Raw genomic sequence first — 18,170 nt, forward strand, 5'->3', positions numbered from 1 at the left:
GTTCAAGGGAAATTGTACTTTTTGCGCCCATAAGCCGAAAAGGAAACGCTTCGTCATTTAAATCAAAACGCTTCGTCATTTAGACTTAAACGACGAAACGTTTTTATTCGTCATTTCTTTATTGTATTTTTGCCGATATTATAATGTTTTTCATCAATGACAAAAGACAAGACAGTATTTGTATGTACAAACTGCGGACAGGAGTCACCTAAGTGGATTGGCAAATGTCCTTCGTGCGGACAGTGGAACACTTTTTCGGAAGAAGTAGTCAGGAAGGAAACTCCTGTGGCTAAACATGTTGCACACGGGATTGAATCCATCCGATCAAAACCACAGTATCTGAGGGAGATTGTTTCATCGGACGAACAGAGAATAGACCTTATGGACGACGAGCTGAACAGAGTGCTCGGAGGAGGACTGGTGCAAGGCTCGCTCACACTTCTTGGCGGCGAACCCGGTATAGGAAAATCCACTCTCGTTCTGCAGACAGTGCTGCATCTGACCGACAAAATAATACTGTATATCTCAGGCGAGGAGAGTGCTCGGCAACTCAAACTGCGTGCAGACAGAATAAAGCATAATGGAGAAAGCGAACTGCTAATAGCATGCGAAACTTCGCTGGAACAGATTTTTGCCAATATTAAGAGTACCGCTCCCGACCTGGTTATCATAGACTCCATACAGACCATCTCTACAGAGAACCTTGACTCATCACCCGGCAGCATAGTGCAGGTGAGAGAATGCTCGGCAGCAATACTGAGATTTGCCAAAGAAACGGGTACTCCTGTCATACTGATTGGACATATAAACAAGGAGGGAAGTATTGCAGGGCCTAAGGTATTGGAACATATCGTCGATACTGTACTGCAGTTTGAGGGCGACCAGCACTATATGTACCGAATCCTAAGAAGCATAAAGAACCGTTTCGGAAGCACTGCCGAACTTGGTATATACGAAATGCGCCAGGACGGTCTGCGTCAGGTAAGCAATCCGTCGGAACTGCTGCTCACTCAAGACCATGAGGGTATGAGCGGAATTTCCATAGCATGTGCCACAGAAGGTATACGTCCTTTCCTTATCGAAGTACAGGCTCTCGTAAGTACAGCGGCATACGGTACGCCTCAACGTTCGGCAACAGGGTTCGACATACGAAGAATGAACATGCTGCTTGCCGTATTAGAGAAACGTGTGGGATTCAAACTGGCTCAAAAGGATGTATTCCTGAACATTGCCGGCGGACTGAAGGTGAACGACCCAGCTATTGACTTGGCCGTGATAAGTGCCATTCTTTCAAGCAATATGGATACCGAGATAGAATCCGGAGTATGTATGGCCGGCGAAGTAGGACTGAGCGGAGAGATACGTCCTGTGAACAGAATAGAGCAAAGGATAAGCGAGGCTGAGAAACTTGGTTTCACACGCATGCTCATACCGAAACATAATATGCAAGGACTTGACAAAAAGAAAATCAAGATAGAACTTGTTCCGGTAAGGAAAGTAGAAGAGGCATTCAGGGAACTTTTCGGATAAAGAATCTTCCAACCCCATCAACCAACAACTAAAAACTAAAAAACAACAACTCCACCCCAAAATGGTAAACGAATATCAACTCAGAATATTGCCTGAACAGGCTGCAAGCGAACAGTCGCTGAAGACATATATCAGCCGCGAAAAGGGGCTTGACATCAGAACCATCAACGCTGTGAGGGTACTGAAGAAGAGTATTGACGCACGTCAGCGTACCATATATGTAAACGTAAAGGTACAGGTCTTCATCAACGAGATTCCTGACACACAGGAATATATCCCGACTGAATATAAGAACGTAAGCGGAAAACCGGAAGTGATTGTAGTAGGTGCCGGCCCGGGAGGACTGTTTGCCGCACTGCGACTGATAGAACTTGGACTTCGCCCGATAGTAATTGAACGCGGAAAGAATGTACGCGAAAGAAAGGAAGACCTGGCAAAAATAAGCCGCGAGCATAAGGTTGATTCTGAATCGAACTACAGTTTCGGCGAAGGTGGTGCTGGTGCATATTCCGACGGTAAGCTTTACACCAGAAGCAAGAAGCGCGGCAATGTGGACAAGATTCTGAATTTATTCTGCCAGCACGGAGCAAGTACTTCAATTCTTGCAGATGCTCATCCTCACATCGGAACAGACAAGCTTCCGAGAGTAATTGAGAACATGAGAAATACCATCCTGGAATGTGACGGTGAGGTTCACTTCAGGACCAGGATGGATGCCATCATAATAGAGAAGAACAAGGTTATCGGTATAGAAACTAACGACGGAAGGACTTTCAGAGGTCCTGTCATACTTGCCACCGGTCATTCGGCTCGCGATGTCTACCGCTGGCTGTATGCCAACGGTGTGAAGATGGAAACTAAAGGTCTTGCCGTTGGTGTGCGTCTGGAACATCCGTCAATGCTTATCGACCAGATTCAATATCACAACAAGAATGGAAGAGGTAAATACCTTCCGGCTGCGGAATACAGTTTCGTACAGCAGGTGGACGGACGCGGTGTTTACAGTTTCTGTATGTGTCCGGGCGGTTTCGTAGTTCCGGCTGCAAGCGGCCCTCACCAGTTGGTTGTCAACGGAATGAGTCCGAGCAACCGTGGTACGAAATGGAGCAACTCAGGTATGGTGGTAGAAATCCGTCCCGAAGACCTGAACGACCCTACCCTGCAACTTCAGGCATGCGAAGTGTTTGAAGGTTCTGCCGAACAGCAGACTGAAGAACTTATACGCAAAACAGCCAAGAATGGAGAGCAGTCGGTACTGGCAATGATGCAGTTCCAGGAAAGATTGGAACAGATATGCTGGCAGCAGGCCAATATGCGACAGACAGCTCCGGCACAAAGAATGGTGGATTTCACAAGAAAGAAACTCAGCTACGACCTTCCTGTCACTTCCTACAGTCCAGGCATCATATCATCTCCCCTTCACTTCTGGATGCCTAAATTCATCAGCGAACGTCTGAGCAAGGGATTCGAAATATTCGGCAGAAGTTCGCGCGGATTCCTCACAAACGATGCAGTGATGATTGCAGTGGAAACACGTACTTCGGCCCCTGTAAGAATTGTGAGAGACAATGAAACCCTTCAGCATGTCACTGTAGAGGGTCTTTTCCCTTGTGGCGAAGGCGCAGGATATGCCGGAGGAATAGTTTCGGCCGGTGTTGACGGAGAGAGATGCGCAGAAGCCGTGGCTGCATTTATGAGAGTTTAAATACCATTTAAATACTGTTTAAACAATAATTAAATGACTTCAGAAATAGCTATCATAGAGAGAAATACTCTTACCGCATTAGGCTTACAGACTATCTTGGAAGAGTTTATTCCGCAGGCTGTAATACGTGTGTTTCATTCGTTCGAAGAGCTTATTGACGACACTCCCGACATGTATGCCCACTATTTCGTTTCAACAGCAATATACTTCGAGCATACAGCTTTCTTCCTGGAAAGAAGACCTAAAAGCATCGTTCTCTCGGCCGGAGAATCACAGATTCCTATAGGAGTTCCTGTGCTCAACACCTTCCTGCCACAGGAAAAACTGATAAAGGCTTTCATGAATATGCGCGACAGAGGACACGAAATGACTCACCACCGCACAAAGCCACAACCTCAAAGTGACGCTCCTACTCTTTCTGCAAGAGAGATAGAGGTACTGGTTCTCGTAACCAAAGGATATATCAACAAAGAAATAGCCGACAAACTTAACATCGGACTGACAACTGTTATATCGCACAGAAAGAACATCACAGAGAAACTTGGTATCAAATCCGCGTCCGGACTGGCCATTTATGCCGTAATGAACGGATATATCGATGCCGACAGCATATAAAATCATAAGAAATTAGGATTGTACGTTTATGTAATTTGGAGTTTCTTTGCATCCGAATTACAAAAACCACAAACAGACTGAAGAAATGAGAAGACGTACAGTTCTAAAGACATTTAAGTTTATGGCGGCAGGCGTTACCGTAGCAATGGGAGTAACTCCTGCCTACAGTCTGCCAACAAACGAGAGCATCAGTGCACCGGCAGACACTACAAGAGTGATAGACATAGAAGAAGTGGTGGTCATCGCCACTCCTAAGGAAAATAACAGACTGAGACAACAGCCTCTGTCGGCCACATCATTCTCACAGGGAGATATGAGGAACAATTCTGTAACTTCCGTAAAATCATTATCCGGACTTGTTCCAAACCTTTTCATCCCTGACTATGGTTCAAAGCTTACTACTTCTGTATATGTAAGAGGTATCGGCTCAAGAATCAACACTCCTGCCGTGGGACTGTATGTTGACAATATACCTTTCATAGACAAGTCGGCTTTCGACTTCAATTATTCCGACATTGAACGTATCGACGTATTGCGCGGTCCGCAGGGAACACTGTACGGACGTAATACTATGGGCGGTCTTATCCGTGTATTTACTAAATCACCGTTCACATACCAGGGTACTGACATCAGTCTGGGAGCTGCAACTTACAATAATTATAAAGCTTCCGTAAATCACTATCACCGTATTTCTGATAAATTCGCTTTCTCGGCAGGTGCTTTCTACGAGCATGAAGGAGGTTTCTTTGAAAATACAGCACGCAACAACGAAAAGATAGACAAGGGTGATGAAGTCGGCGGCAGAATGAGGGCTATATGGTTGCCAAAGGAGAATCTGAAACTTGACTTTACCGTAAATTACGAATACTCAAATCAGGGAGGTTATCCGTATCAACTGACAAGCCTTTCTGAAACAGATATTTACTATCAGGACTTGAAAGGCGACTTGGGCAAAGTGGCATATAACAACGAATGCGGATATATGCGCCATCTTCTTAACGGAGGTCTGAACATCGAGCACCAGGCTGAGAACTTTATCCTAAGCAGTGTGACAGGTTTCCAGTATCTTAAAGATGAGATGAACCTCGATCAGGACTTCACAAGAAAGAATGTCTACACAATGTCACAAAGACAGAACTCAAAAACCATAAGCGAGGAGATTGTGCTCAAATCAAAACCGGGACGCCGCTGGCAGTGGACTACAGGTGTGAGCGGTTTCTATCAATGGCTTAATACTGAAGGTCCTGTGACTTTTCACGAGGATGGAATTCAGAATTTGATTGAAGATAATATAAACAGTATATTCCCAAGTGGCAATCCTAAAGCACCTGAAATGAAGGTAGATATCGCTTCAAATCAGATTCATGTACCTGGTATATTCGACACACCAACACTAAATAGTGCAGTATATCATCAGTCAACCATTAATGACTTATTGGTTGAAGGTCTTTCGCTCACTGTTGGTATACGTTTGGATTATGAAAAAATTAAAATGAACTATAATAGTTCTACCAATATGCCATTTAACTTCCTGTTTAAGATGAGTCCAATGCCAATGCCTATAGAAGTTAAAGACCTTAAGGCTTTATCTGCGTTCGAAGGTGAACTCTCTACCGATTATTTACAGGTACTTCCTAAATTTTCTTTGCAGTACAGCTGGAATAAAATGAATAATGTATATGCAACTATAAGCAAAGGATACCGTTCTGGAGGTTATAACATACAGATGTTCTCTGAAATTATCCAAGGTTCACTTCGAAACTCAATGATTGATGCAGTAGCAAACACCAAAGAATTCAGCAAACTTGCCGGAATGCTGGAAAATTTCAAGAAGGATGGAATTAATATCAAAGATGCCACACTCTACAAGCCTGAATACTCATGGAACTACGAAATAGGTTCACACATGACTATGTTTGACGGACGTTTGCAGGCCGATGTGGCAGCATTCTATATGGACACTCACGACCAGCAGATTTCACGTTTTGCGGCAAGCGGACTTGGACGTATTACCGTCAATGCAGGAAAGAGCAGAAGTATAGGTGGAGAACTGGCACTAAAAGGACAGATAACAGACAATTTTATTCTGAACGGCAACTATGGATATACTCATGCCACATTCACAGACTATGCAGTAAGCGATGAAGTAAGCTATAATGGCAATTACGTTCCATTCGTTCCTGAACATACATTCACAGTTGGAGGTCAGTATATCTTCCGTATGAAAAGCGGTGCATGGCTGGATAACATTATATTAAATGCCAACTACAAAGGTGCCGGACGCATCTATTGGACAGAGCAGAACAATGCTTACCAGAACCTCTACGGTACACTGAACGGACGAATAAGCCTTAATAAAGGTAACGGACAGATTGGTATCTGGATAAACAATGCCCTGAACACAGAATACCAGGCATTCTACTTTGAATCAATGAACAGAGGATTCGCACAGATGGGACGCCCGATGCAGATTGGCGTTGACTTGAGATGCAGATTCTAATATACTTAGTCATACTACACAGAAACGGCGGAACGATTTGTTCCGCCGTTTCTGTGTAGTATATCACACCTCATTATTCAGAGCCTTCCATTTATTGCGCAGATAGATACCGTCTATCACTCCATCGGCAAGACCGATAACAGGAACATAGATGTAAGTAGCCTTTATGATATCGGCAATAGTAAGGAATATATCTCCGGCAGGTACAATAACGTCCGCACGGTCAGGCTTCAGATTGAATTTCTGCATTCTTTCAGCCACTGTGTACTGTTTCAACTCGTTATGCAGTTCCTGCAAAGAGACTACAGTCATGCGGGCACGCTTCTTGTCCTTCTTTTCTATCATGCGGTACAACTTGTTTATATTTCCTCCCGAACCTATGATATTGATGCCGGGATAAGATTGTGCAAGTTCGGCCATATCGTTCTTGAGCCTGTCCCACTCTCCTTCTTTTACGGCATCGTTAAGAATACGCACTGTACCGATATTATAAGAACGGCTGCATACCAACTGACCTCGGGAAAGGAGATTGATTTCTGTACTACCACCACCTACATCGACATACATGTAATTTCCCTTACGGTCTTCCATAGACTCAACATGATTGTTATATACAATCTTTGCTTCTTCCTGGCCATCGATTATTTCTATCTGAATACCCGATTCCTTAGCCACACGCTTTATTATCTCCTGACCGTTCTTTGAATCACGCATAGCCGAAGTGGCACAGGCACGATAATCTTTCACATCGTAAATCTTCATCAGATAGCTGTATGATTTCATCAGACGGACCATGTTCTTGGCTTTCTTATCCGAAATCTTATTCTTGGAGAACACATCGAAACCCAAACGAAGAGGCACACGCAATAGCAGAACTTTAGAGAACTTCACCCCATCTTTCGTTTCTTCCAGATGCTTTATAAGCAAACGTACAGCATTCGAACCTATGTCAATAGCTGCATAATTCACACCGTTAAGTGCTGTTTCCATTTCCTTACTCATAGTATTCGTTTTTTATAATTTAACAGTTAGTTTATAAATGCGAATAATTGCTTGCCACTATACCCTTGTGGGCAAGCGACAAGCAACGTTGTGAAAAATCAAGCTATAATATCTATTCGTTAACTTCGTTGACTTCACAGTTTTCAGCAAGATAGCTATTGTAGAGAGCTTCCTGAGAGCGGAATGGTGTTTCATCTTCTTCGAGAGAAACAAACTTGTTATCACCAAATCCGTCGACTATACGTCCCTGAAGCGTATCTTTAAGTCCATATTCTACAATACGTTTCAATTCACCTTTTATGGCCGGGTCGTAAACCGGAGTAATTACCTCTACACGGTTGTCAAGATTTCGCGGCATCCAGTCGGCAGAACCCATGAAAATCTTTTCCTCTCCTCCTGCTGCAAATATAAAGATACGTGAGTGTTCCAGATAGCGGTCAATAATACCTGTAATTCTGATATTGCTGCTCACTCCCGGTATTCCCGGTACCAGAGAACAGTTTCCTCGTACTACCAAATCAATATCCACTCCGGCCTGAGATGCCTCATAAAGCTTTTCAACCATTACCGGGTCTGTGATATGGTTTATCTTAATCTTGATATATGCAGGTTTTCCAGCCTTGCGGTTCTTAATTTCATTATTGATAAGAGTTATGAACTTGTTCTTCATCTCATTTGGTGAAACAAGCAACTCTTTAAACTTAATCGGTGTGTAAGGACGTTCGATAAAGTCGAATACCGCATCAACATCGTTTACAAGTCTTCTTGAAGCAGTCATCAATACACAGTCCGTGTACATACGGGCATTACCTTCGTGGAAGTTACCTGTACTTACGCAAGCGATATCCGGACCGGTCTTCATACCGATGTGTGTAATCTTGGAGTGTACCTTCAGACCTTCAACTCCGAATATGACCTTGATACCTGCATCCTGCATTTTCTTTGACCAGCTTATATTTGAAGCCTCATCGAAACGGGCAAGCAACTCGATTACTACGGTAACCTTCTTTCCGTTTCGTGCTGCACCGATAAGGGCTTTTACCACCTTAGATTCCTTGGCAAGACGGTACAGAGTAATCTTGATACTGTTAACCCTCTTGCTTACGGCAGCTTCCTGAAGCACTCTGATGAACGAGTCAAAGTTATGATAAGGAACATGAATGAATCTGTCCTTCTCCTGAATCTTAGACAAAAGACTTTCCGGACCGTCAAGTTCCTTTTTCATAATAGGAGTCCATGCCGGATATTTCAGATTCTTCCTTCCGCAATCAGGGAATTTCATCAGGTCCTTATGATTCTGATAACGGCCGCCGGAAAGGATAGTATCCCATGAATCGACATCCAGCTTGTTGAGAACACGTTTCATCAGGTCTTTTGGCATATCACCGTCGTAAATAACACGGAGAGGTTCACCACGCTTACGGCTCTTTACACCTTTCGAAATCTTCTGCAACGTACCTGTTCTCAGGTCATTATCGATTTCCATTTCAGCGTCACGTGTAAACTTGAAGGCATATGCTTCGTATTTTGTATATTCCAGTCCTTCGAAAACTATAGGAAGACAACATCTGACCACATCATCAAGATACATCATGTAGCTCTTGCCGTCATTATCCGGAAGACGGACAAAGCGTCCGCATAATCCTATCGGAAGTTCCAGAAACGCATAATCTGTTATATTTTTTGAATTCTGGTTTTTCTGAAGTTTTACAGCTAAGTAAATATTCTCGTCAGTTTCAGAATCAAGAGTCTTTACAGCAGAGAACCATACAGGAACAATAAAACCGTTCAGTTTCTCTTTATAATACGAACGTATGTAGTCCAACTGTTCAGGAGTGACATTATCATTATCAACCAAGAATATGTTTTCTTTTTCCAAATCAGAGATAACACTTTCTACAGCCTGTTCGTACTCCTTGGCATACTCCGAATTTAGCTTCGTGATTTTCTTGATTATCTTCTTGGCCTTCTCCCTATCTTTGGCGGCAGACTTGTCCTCACATTCGGCAATACGGTTCTGTGAAGCCATACGAACACGGAAGAATTCATCAAGATTGTTGGAATAGATTCCAAGAAATGCCATCCTTTCGAGCAAAGGAACATGTTGGCGCGTTGCCTCCTGCAAAATACGCCTGTTAAAATACATCCAGCTGATATCTCTTTCAAGATATGGGTTTTCTTTCTTCTTAATTGCCATAATAACTACTAAATTTTCTGTAAAGGAAAGTAATACTTGTTACAATGTTATTGCAATTTACAAAAAAAATCAATACAATATAACATGAGATAGTACAAAATGCTTAAGCCTCATTAAATGTACTCTTCCACCATATACATGTTATGCATAAATGCTGTGGAAGCCAAGCTTTCAAGTTCATTGACTATCATGTACTCAGCTGAGTTAACCCATTCTCTAAATCTTGTATCAGGCTTATATGTTTCTGCAAATTTCAGCAGTTTGGCAAGGTCAAAATCATCATCCACTATACCGGCAGAACTTTTCATGGCATCGTAAGCATTGCATTCCTGCTCTATATGAGCCGGAACCATCATCAATGGTTTGCCTAAATACATTGCTTCGCATACTGACTCAAAACCGGCAGTACTTGCATATGCCTTGCAGCCGGACATCTGGCGCAGAAACTCCACATCATCCAACTGATAGAAGGACAGTGTTTCGTCTATTTTCTTAACGGGCGTTTCCTCCCATCGATCCCAGAAAAAGCGTAATGGAGTTTCAGGATGTTCTTTATGCCATCGCATTATGCACTCTGAGAAACCCGAATTTACCATATATCCATGTATATAATCGCCATTTGTGACTTCCTGACGGAAAACATCACGCCTAAGTAATGGAGGTACAACTTTTATTCTTTTACTTTTGTCATCTTTCATACTGCGGAACGAAAGAGCCAGATATTCTTTTGCCCCCAAAGCAGTCAGACGTGTAAACATATTGAGTAGTTTCATTCCGAATTTATGCTTTTCAGGCATTTCGAAATCCTTATGCAGAAAAAGATACTGATGACCTATGCATACCTGAGGAACTGCCGGACGATATAAGAAATATGTCAAACCGGTCAGCAGTTCATAAAAATTGATAACCATATCTGCACCGGTTTTAATAATACGCTCATTGATATAGTGCATGCTTCTCAAATACTCTGGCACTTTAGCTATATTATACAATACACTACGAGTGATATTGACACGTTTGTTTGCAGGTGTAGGCAGAAAATTAGGACTTACGAACTGTTTTACCGGTGCATGTACACTACGTGTAAAAAATCCCGGGAGTCTTCTTGACTCACTTTTTCCAACCAATATTTCCACCACTTCGTGTCCGCTCCTGAGCAGCACATTTTCCAAAGTTATAGCTTGGGTAAGGTGTCCGCGACCTTCCCCCTGTACAATAAACAAAAATTTCATGATGCAGCAGATAAAAGTGTAAGTTTTGCAGTTTTGCTCAATTGATTTGTCACTTCAGAATAGTTCACCACTTCCCATTCTCCGTTTTCATCTTCCGTAAGTGCGGAAAGAGTTTCAACCCAGTCGCCGGAGTTAAGATAGTGAATACCGTCTACCATCCTGTTTTCAGGATGATGTATATGTCCGCAAATCACACCGTCACACTCACGTTTTCGGGCGAAATCTACAAGAACCTTTTCAAAATCGGAAATGTAAGAAACTGCAGATTTTACTTTATGTTTTATTGCCTGCGACAACGAATAATAAGGTTTGCCGTGTTTGGCTCTATACCTATTGTACATACCGTTCATCCAAAGCAATAAGGTATAGCCCACATCACCCAACTTTGCCAACCATTTCATCTCGGTTGTAACCTTATCGAATACATCGCCGTGGGTAACGAAATAATGGCGTCCGTTGCTTTCCAATATATAATCTTTCACAATACTGATGTTGGAAAACTGCAATGGTACAAGATTATCAAGGAAATCATCATGATTGCCACGAACATAAATAACCTCAGTACCACATTTTTCCATCATCTTCATTATAATCTTAAAAAACGGGTGTGCTGAGGTTTCCACTTCCTTACACCCGATTTCTGCAAATGCCATCCGTCTATGATATCGCCGTTAAGAATAAGGCGGTCACAATCCACTGTACTAAGGAAATCACTTACCTCATCCACCTTAGAATGAGTTGTTCCCAAATGAATATCCGATAAAACGATTGTTCTGTAATGTGGTCTTAATTCCATTTCTCTTTCATTTTTGTACGATGCAAAATAACGGAATCGATATTACAAAGACGTGTACTTTAGGTTAATAAGGTAATACATTTCTGGAAATAAAAAAGGAAGATATAAATTTCCGAATTACTCAGCTATTTATATCTTCCTTTTCGTGCGCCTGATAGGACTCGAACCTACACGTCTCACGACACCAGATCCTAAGTCTGGCGCGGCTACCAATTACGCCACAGGCGCGTGAGAAGCTTTATTTCTCATTTGCGATGCAAAGGTACGCATTTTTTTTATTCCTGCAAACATTTCACTGATTTTTTTTCAGCAAAACACATGCTTCTTCTATTATTGTATCTTTTCCACGCAATATATCAGCTTCCGACATGTCTACACGAACATCCGGTTCAATGCCAAACTCTATCTGATTCATTTCAGCATCATACATAGGTGCGGCAGAAAACCTTATCAACCATCCGTTAGGAATTTCTGACGAGAAAGGCAGACCGGAACCTCCGCCGGTCTTGTCGCCCATTATTGTAACCAATGGCATACTTTTCATACAGTTCACAAAATCGTTGGTAGAACTGTACGAACGTCTGTTTGACAATACCACAGCTTTCTTCTGCCAGCGTACGCCATTTGACGGCTCGATATAGACCGGTTCGGGTATTGAGAACTCATTATGTCCTGGCCCCATTTTGTGCGACATATATCCCACGAGTATCTTCTCGTTGGTAAACCTTGCAGCGAGTTTCTGTGCAGTAGTCAGGTTTCCACCTCCGTTGTTTCTGACATCTATTATCAGTCCGTCGCAAAGCTCCATCTCTTTAAGCATATAATCGAGATTTCCATCCCCTATACCATCCGAGAAGCTCGAACAATACACATAGCCTATATTATTCTCCAATATCTGATATGTCAATCCGGAAGTTATGACATAATCCTTGCCTAAGTAGTTGCTCTGAATACTGTCGCTGAAATTACGCGGATATGCATCAAACCATTCCCTATACTGCGAACTGCCATATCCGCTGCTCAGATTAACATGCCCGTCGCGCAGTTCGTTCACCATTTCTGACAGCACCTCGAAAAGGTTATAGCTCGACATATTCGGAGTTATACGTTTGGAATATCTGGAATACACTTCATCCCAATCCAGTCCGTACACTTCTTTCTTATAATCAAGAAAACAATATTGCTCGTCTATTATTCTCCACAAAGATTCAAAATTCGCCTGAGGGGTATTTCCTGATACATCCTCTCTGATGCACGATGCCGAAACCGCTGACATTATGACACAAAACAATATTGCAAATAAAGAATTGTTCCTTAGTTTCATACCGATAACTTTTTTTAATCAAAATGGAGTAACTTTAGACGGAAGACTTATCCTGTTCTTTCCTCTTATCATGTGAAAGTTTCTGACAAAGCCTATCATGAAATTATGTGAGTAGAAATGACTCTTCAGATTATTGACCTTGGCCTGCTGGATGTCACACAGATAACCGGCACGTATTATAGTCTTGCCAACAGGAAAGTCAAGTGTCAGCATCTGGCGCAGTGACGGCGCGTTATGAAAAGACGTAAACAGCACGTTTCGGCCACCGTGTCCCAAAGAGAATATCTCATAATATGACTGTCCGTATTCAGGGGAGAACATAACCCCCATAAAAGGCAGATTAGCCTGGTATCTCACAACCATAGGATATCTTACTATCCTGAACTTATATATAGCCATTGCCGACGCATCAATATTGCCGTAAACCTTTGCCTGAGCCGGATTGTTGGAATTGCGTGTATTGTAAATAAATCCGCCATTAAGGTCAATCATCGGTCCAAACAGAATCTTCAGATTCCCGTTCACATTATACTGATAATGCAGGGCATAAGTCCAGTTGAACATTCCTGAATAAGAGGTTGAGGACTTGGAGATATTATCTGTAGATGAACAGTTAACCTGCACAATACGCTGTGCAGACACACGTCCTCCCATCAACCTTGTCATACGCATGCTCTCATACATGAACCTGAGTTCCGGGCCTTTGTACTCCAAAGGAGAAAGATATGTATCGTACACATTGGTCTTTCCTATACCGACCATAGCGGAACGTACAAGATATTTTTCATGCGACAAAGTATCCTGCGCCGATATTCCGACACAAGATACCAACAGTATTAGCAAGACTGATATATATAATCTACCCATAATATCTTAGAATAACTTCATCTGACCGTCGTCTTCGTTCACCATTTCTTCCGAGTCGTTCACCGCTTCGTCCACTTCCTCAGTCTGTACCTCAGGCTCCTCTCTGACTATCGGCTCCAGTTCCTCTATCTTGTCGATGGCAAATGTAGTAAGTCTTTTTCCTTTGGCCTTAAAGCTCTTGACACCTACGAACTCGCCGGCATCTACTATCATCGGTTCTCTGAAGCTGTCATGCCCGCCGAACACTACGTTTATCCTTGGATATGTTTCCGAAGTAAGAAGCAACAGTTCATTCTGTTTGTTCTCGCCAAGGAAGTTCTGACGCTTGGTACTCTGCTCAAAACAGAATCTCTTAAGATACGGATAGTTCTGCTGGTCGGCATCATAGAGTACTGCAGTCCATACCTTTTCCGGGTCGTACTTCTCGAGAATCATTATATCAGAATCGTAATGGTTGTTCAAGTCAAAGTCTGATGTATAGAATTCACCGTTCTTGTGCACCACCAATATGCTGTCCTCGCTATGGAACTCTCCGAGATATTCTCCGCGTCCGTCATAGTTCAATCTGAGTACGTCATAGTCGAACCATACTTTTCTACCTCCCAAAGTAGAACCGCCGCGATGTTTCAGGCTGATTTTGTGTACCTCAAGACGGGTAAGCAGATTACCCATCGACTGACGGCCCTTGATGGAAATCTCACTGAAGTCACGCTCCAGAATCAGTTTCTTTATTCTCGGGTTCGGTCTGAGAGCCACCTTCACCACTTCGGCCTCACCGTTAGGATTGGCAGTGAAATACATTATCTTAGAACCCGGATTGCCCTGGGTGACATCATACTCGCGGTCGCGTATCATCGAAGTGACGTTGAAGCGCTTTATGAAGTACGCTCCATCCTTACCGTCGCGATATATCACATTATATATAGTACGCTTGTCATTCTTCTTGAAAATATTCACATACAGGATATTCTTACCCACAAACAGTTTGTCGCTGATTCTCACTATCTTGTACTTACCGTCCTTATAGAATATTATCACATCGTCTATATCCGAACAGTTGCAAACAAATTCATCCTTCTTCAGTCCTGTTCCTATGAAACCTTCCTCGCGGTTGATATAAAGCTTTTCGTTTGCCTCTGCCACCTTGGTTGCAACAATGACGTCGAAGTTTCTGATTTCGGTCTTACGCTCGAAGTTCTTGCCATACTTGGCTTTCAAGCCCTCGTACCAGTTAATGGTATAATCAGTGATGTGCGCAAGATGATTGTCTATTTCCTCTATCTCACCTTTCAGACGTGCTATCAGTTCATCAGCCTTATCCTTGTTGAACTTCAGGATACGCGCCATCTTAATCTCCATCAGTTTCAGAATATCCTCCTTGGTTACTTCGCGCACCATCTGAGGATAGAACGGAGTCAGACGGTCGTCAATATGTTCGCACGCCGCATCCATATTTTCCGCCTGTTCAAACTTGGCATCCTTGTATATACGCTCTTCGATGAATATTTTCTCCAATGAAGCAAAATGCAGAGCTTCAAGTTTTTCCTCGCGTTCGATATTCAGTTCCTGACGGAGCAGGTCCAATGTATTGTCTGTAGATTTCTTAAGCACATCACTCACAGACAGAAAATGAGGTTTCTTATTGTCTATCACACAGCAGTTTGGCGAGATATTAACCTCACAATCTGTAAATGCATACAGCGCATCGAGTGTCTTGTCCGACGAAACACCCGGAGCAAGATGCACAAGAATCTCAACCTTACCGGCTGTATTGTCTTCCACCTTCTTGACCTTGATTTTACCTTTCTCAACAGCCTTAAGGATAGAGTCTATAAGCGAAGATGTAGTCTTTCCGTATGGAATTTCACTGATACACAGTGTCTTATTATCGAGTTTGGATATCTTTGCTCTCACGCGCACCACTCCTCCGCGCTCACCGTCATTATATCTCGATACATCTATCGAGCCTCCTGTCTGGAAGTCCGGATAAAGCTGGAACGGTTCGCCTTTGAGATACGCTATGGAAGCATCGCAAAGTTCGTTGAAGTTATGTGGAAGAATCTTTGACGACAGACCTACGGCAATACCTTCTACCCCCTGAGCCAACAGCAAAGGGAACTTGACCGGCAGAGTTATAGGTTCTCTGTTTCGTCCGTCGTAGGACGACTGCCACTGAGTAGTTTTCGGATTGAAAACCACATCCAAAGCAAATTTTGATAAACGGGCCTCGATATAACGCGGAGCAGCCGCACTATCGCCTGTAAGGATATTACCCCAGTTTCCCTGACAGTCTATGAGAAGTTCCTTCTGTCCCAACTGAACCAAAGCATCACCTATTGAGGCATCGCCGTGAGGATGGAACTGCATGGTATGACCTACTATGTTTGCCACCTTGTTGTACCTTCCGTCGTCCAGACGCTTCATGGAGTGCAGTATTCGTCTTTGCACAGGCTTCAGTCCGTCATTGATATGCGGTACGGCTCTTTCAAGTATTACATACGATGCATAATCAAGAAACCAGTTCTGATACATACCGCTCAGCTGATGTCTTACCGCATCATTTGAGGTATCTGCCGGTTTATAATCAGAATGGCCTTCACCTTCCTGTAAATCGTTCTCTTTATCAAATGTATCTTCGCTCATTTTTAGTATATTAATCAAGAATAAAACAGTCTTTGCAAATTTAAGAAAAAAAGAGGATATACCACGAAAAGATATATCCTCTTATTAGTCTATTTTATTATAATTCTGTTATTTGGCAACTTTTTCAAGCCATTTCACCATGAACAGCATCACTCCCATTGAGATGATACATACTATCATAAAGATAGCCCAGCAATATCCGATAGGAATAGCATTGTACATAAGAGGGCCAATCCACAACAGAAGGTTACCTACAGCTGTAGCACCAAGCCACAAACCCTGGCAAAGTCCCAAAAGGTGTTTTGGAGCCACTTTCGATACGAACGACAATCCAAGCGGAGAAATGAAAAGTTCAGCTACAGTCAGAAGGAAGTAAAGAACTATCAACACCCATGCTCCTGCCTTCACCTGCTGGTCGATAGGAAGATCTCTGTATTCCGCTGCAGAAGGATAGCCCATAACGAGTGAATATGCAGCAAGGAAGAGATAAGCCAGACCTGCAATAAGCATACCGATGGCAATCTTACGTGGTGTAGAGATTTCTTTTCCTCTTCTTGAAAGTAAACCGAAAATCATCATGATAATCGGTGTAAGTGTAATCACGAAGAAAGGATTTACAGCCTGCCATATTTCAGGAGCTATAGTCGATGTATCAACGAAGTCTCTTGCAAAAAGCGACAGCGAAGTACCGTTCTGATGGAACGAGAACCAGAAGAAGATAACAACGCCAAGCACCGCGAACAATGCGTAAAGACGCTGTTTGATTTCCTTAGCCATAGTAGCTTTTTCTTCAGCTGTATAAGTAACAGCAGTTGCAGCTTCTTTCTTTCCCGGATTTGGGAACTGACGCTTAGTGGCAAAGAAGATTACCAGAGAAATAAGCATTGCAGCTACAGAAGCCACAAATGAATAGTGGATACCTTCGTTGAATATCTGCAGATACTGCGCACATGATGCAGCCATATCGGCTGTTTCGCCTACACACTGTGTCATCAGTTTATTGAGGTTACCCATTGCTTCGGCTGACATTCCTTCAGCACCTTTTGAAATATATTCATGACACAAAGCCGGAAGGCTTGCATTGTAATCCATATTGTGCGCACTGAGCCACCAGCTTCTCAACAAAGGAGCCACGAATGGAGCTATAAGTCCACCGATATTGATAAACACATAGAATATCTGGAATCCTGAATCTCTCTTGCTTTTGGCTTCTATCAATTCCTTTTCGCTTTTTTTTGCAGCCTCAGCTTCGAGGTCATCATACATCTGACCTACAATAGCCTGAAGATTTCCTTTGAAAAGACCGTTACCGAAAGCGATAAAGAACAATGCGATACAGGTAAGTGTAAGCAACCATGAAGTGTTGCCGGCATTGGCAGTAATAGGAACAGACAATGCAATATAACCGATGGCCATAACCACAAGACCGGCCATGATTGTACCTTTATAATTCTGCTTTCTGTCTGCTATCAGACCACCGACAAGACTCAACAGATATATACCTGCATAAAAGAATGAATAGATAAGTGTACTTTTCTCCTCACTTATACCGAATTTTGAACAAAGGAACAACACCAGCACAGCATTCATGATGTAATATCCAAAGCGTTCGCCCATGTTTGAAAGTGCGGCAGGTATCAGCCCTTTAGGATGTTTGTTAAACATAAATAATGAAGATTTAAATGATTAATGATTAAATTTTTATGCAAAAGTACGGAAAAAACAGATAACACACAATACAGTACATATATAAATAAAG

General features: G+C 42.6%; 11 protein-coding genes, 1 tRNA gene and 1 pseudogene. 4 read left to right on the forward strand and 9 right to left on the reverse strand.

From position 1 onward, the window contains the following. Positions 1 to 156 precede the first annotated feature (156 nt). The 4 genes from radA to QZ379_RS02975 all read left to right on the forward strand — a co-directional run bounded on the left by radA (position 157) and on the right by QZ379_RS02975 (position 6,350). Entirely contained in the window at positions 157 to 1,530 is a 1,374-nt protein-coding gene (radA, locus tag QZ379_RS02960) for a DNA repair protein RadA (RefSeq protein WP_291558209.1), read from the forward strand. Between the two features lie 61 nt (positions 1,531 to 1,591). Next, a complete protein-coding gene (locus tag QZ379_RS02965; RefSeq protein WP_291558211.1) occupies positions 1,592 to 3,235 on the forward strand; it encodes an NAD(P)/FAD-dependent oxidoreductase in 1,644 nt (547 codons plus the stop codon). Positions 3,236 to 3,268: 33 nt separating this feature from the next. Beyond that, on the forward strand, positions 3,269 to 3,850 hold the full coding sequence (locus tag QZ379_RS02970; RefSeq protein WP_291558214.1) for a LuxR C-terminal-related transcriptional regulator: 582 nt from the start codon (positions 3,269 to 3,271) through the stop codon (positions 3,848 to 3,850). Between the two features lie 145 nt (positions 3,851 to 3,995). Next, positions 3,996 to 6,350 (forward strand): TonB-dependent receptor, encoded by a 2,355-nt coding sequence (locus tag QZ379_RS02975; protein ID WP_291558234.1) that lies wholly within the window; start codon positions 3,996 to 3,998, stop codon positions 6,348 to 6,350. Between the two features lie 63 nt (positions 6,351 to 6,413). On the opposite strand, the gene QZ379_RS02980 is transcribed toward QZ379_RS02975, so the two are convergent. The 9 genes and pseudogenes from QZ379_RS02980 to QZ379_RS03020 form a co-directional block, all read right to left on the reverse strand. Then, positions 6,414 to 7,352 carry a Ppx/GppA family phosphatase gene (locus tag QZ379_RS02980; RefSeq protein ID WP_291558215.1) on the reverse strand — a complete coding sequence of 313 codons (939 nt, stop codon included), beginning with the start codon at positions 7,350 to 7,352 and terminating at the stop codon, positions 6,414 to 6,416. A 112-nt stretch (positions 7,353 to 7,464) separates the two neighbouring features. Further along, positions 7,465 to 9,549: an RNA degradosome polyphosphate kinase gene (locus QZ379_RS02985; RefSeq protein ID WP_291558217.1), complete on the reverse strand. Its 2,085-nt coding sequence runs from the start codon at positions 9,547 to 9,549 to the stop codon at positions 7,465 to 7,467. A gap of 113 nt (positions 9,550 to 9,662) precedes the next feature. Continuing rightward, positions 9,663 to 10,781, reverse strand: coding sequence for a glycosyltransferase family protein (locus tag QZ379_RS02990; protein WP_291558219.1), 1,119 nt, complete (start codon positions 10,779 to 10,781; stop codon positions 9,663 to 9,665). Beyond that, positions 10,778 to 11,577, reverse strand: a pseudogene (locus QZ379_RS02995) (UDP-2,3-diacylglucosamine diphosphatase). Before QZ379_RS02995 ends, QZ379_RS02990 begins: the two are co-directional and overlap by 4 nt. Before the next feature lie 146 nt (positions 11,578 to 11,723). Continuing rightward, positions 11,724 to 11,805, reverse strand: a tRNA-Leu gene (locus QZ379_RS03000). A gap of 64 nt (positions 11,806 to 11,869) precedes the next feature. Beyond that, positions 11,870 to 12,901 carry a S41 family peptidase gene (locus QZ379_RS03005; protein WP_291558221.1) on the reverse strand — a complete coding sequence of 344 codons (1,032 nt, stop codon included), beginning with the start codon at positions 12,899 to 12,901 and terminating at the stop codon, positions 11,870 to 11,872. A gap of 18 nt (positions 12,902 to 12,919) precedes the next feature. Further along, positions 12,920 to 13,768: a DUF3316 domain-containing protein gene (locus tag QZ379_RS03010; protein WP_291558222.1), complete on the reverse strand. Its 849-nt coding sequence runs from the start codon at positions 13,766 to 13,768 to the stop codon at positions 12,920 to 12,922. Between the two features lie 6 nt (positions 13,769 to 13,774). Next, positions 13,775 to 16,411 (reverse strand): DNA gyrase/topoisomerase IV subunit A, encoded by a 2,637-nt coding sequence (locus QZ379_RS03015; protein WP_291558224.1) that lies wholly within the window; start codon positions 16,409 to 16,411, stop codon positions 13,775 to 13,777. Between the two features lie 108 nt (positions 16,412 to 16,519). Then, complete coding sequence (locus QZ379_RS03020; protein ID WP_291558227.1) at positions 16,520 to 18,076, reverse strand: peptide MFS transporter; 1,557 nt, start codon at positions 18,074 to 18,076, stop codon at positions 16,520 to 16,522. Positions 18,077 to 18,170: the final 94 nt, after the last annotated feature.

Origin of the sequence: Bacteroides sp. (genome assembly GCF_019417265.1) — a bacterium.
In the GTDB taxonomy this organism is placed as follows: domain Bacteria; phylum Bacteroidota; class Bacteroidia; order Bacteroidales; family Bacteroidaceae; genus Phocaeicola.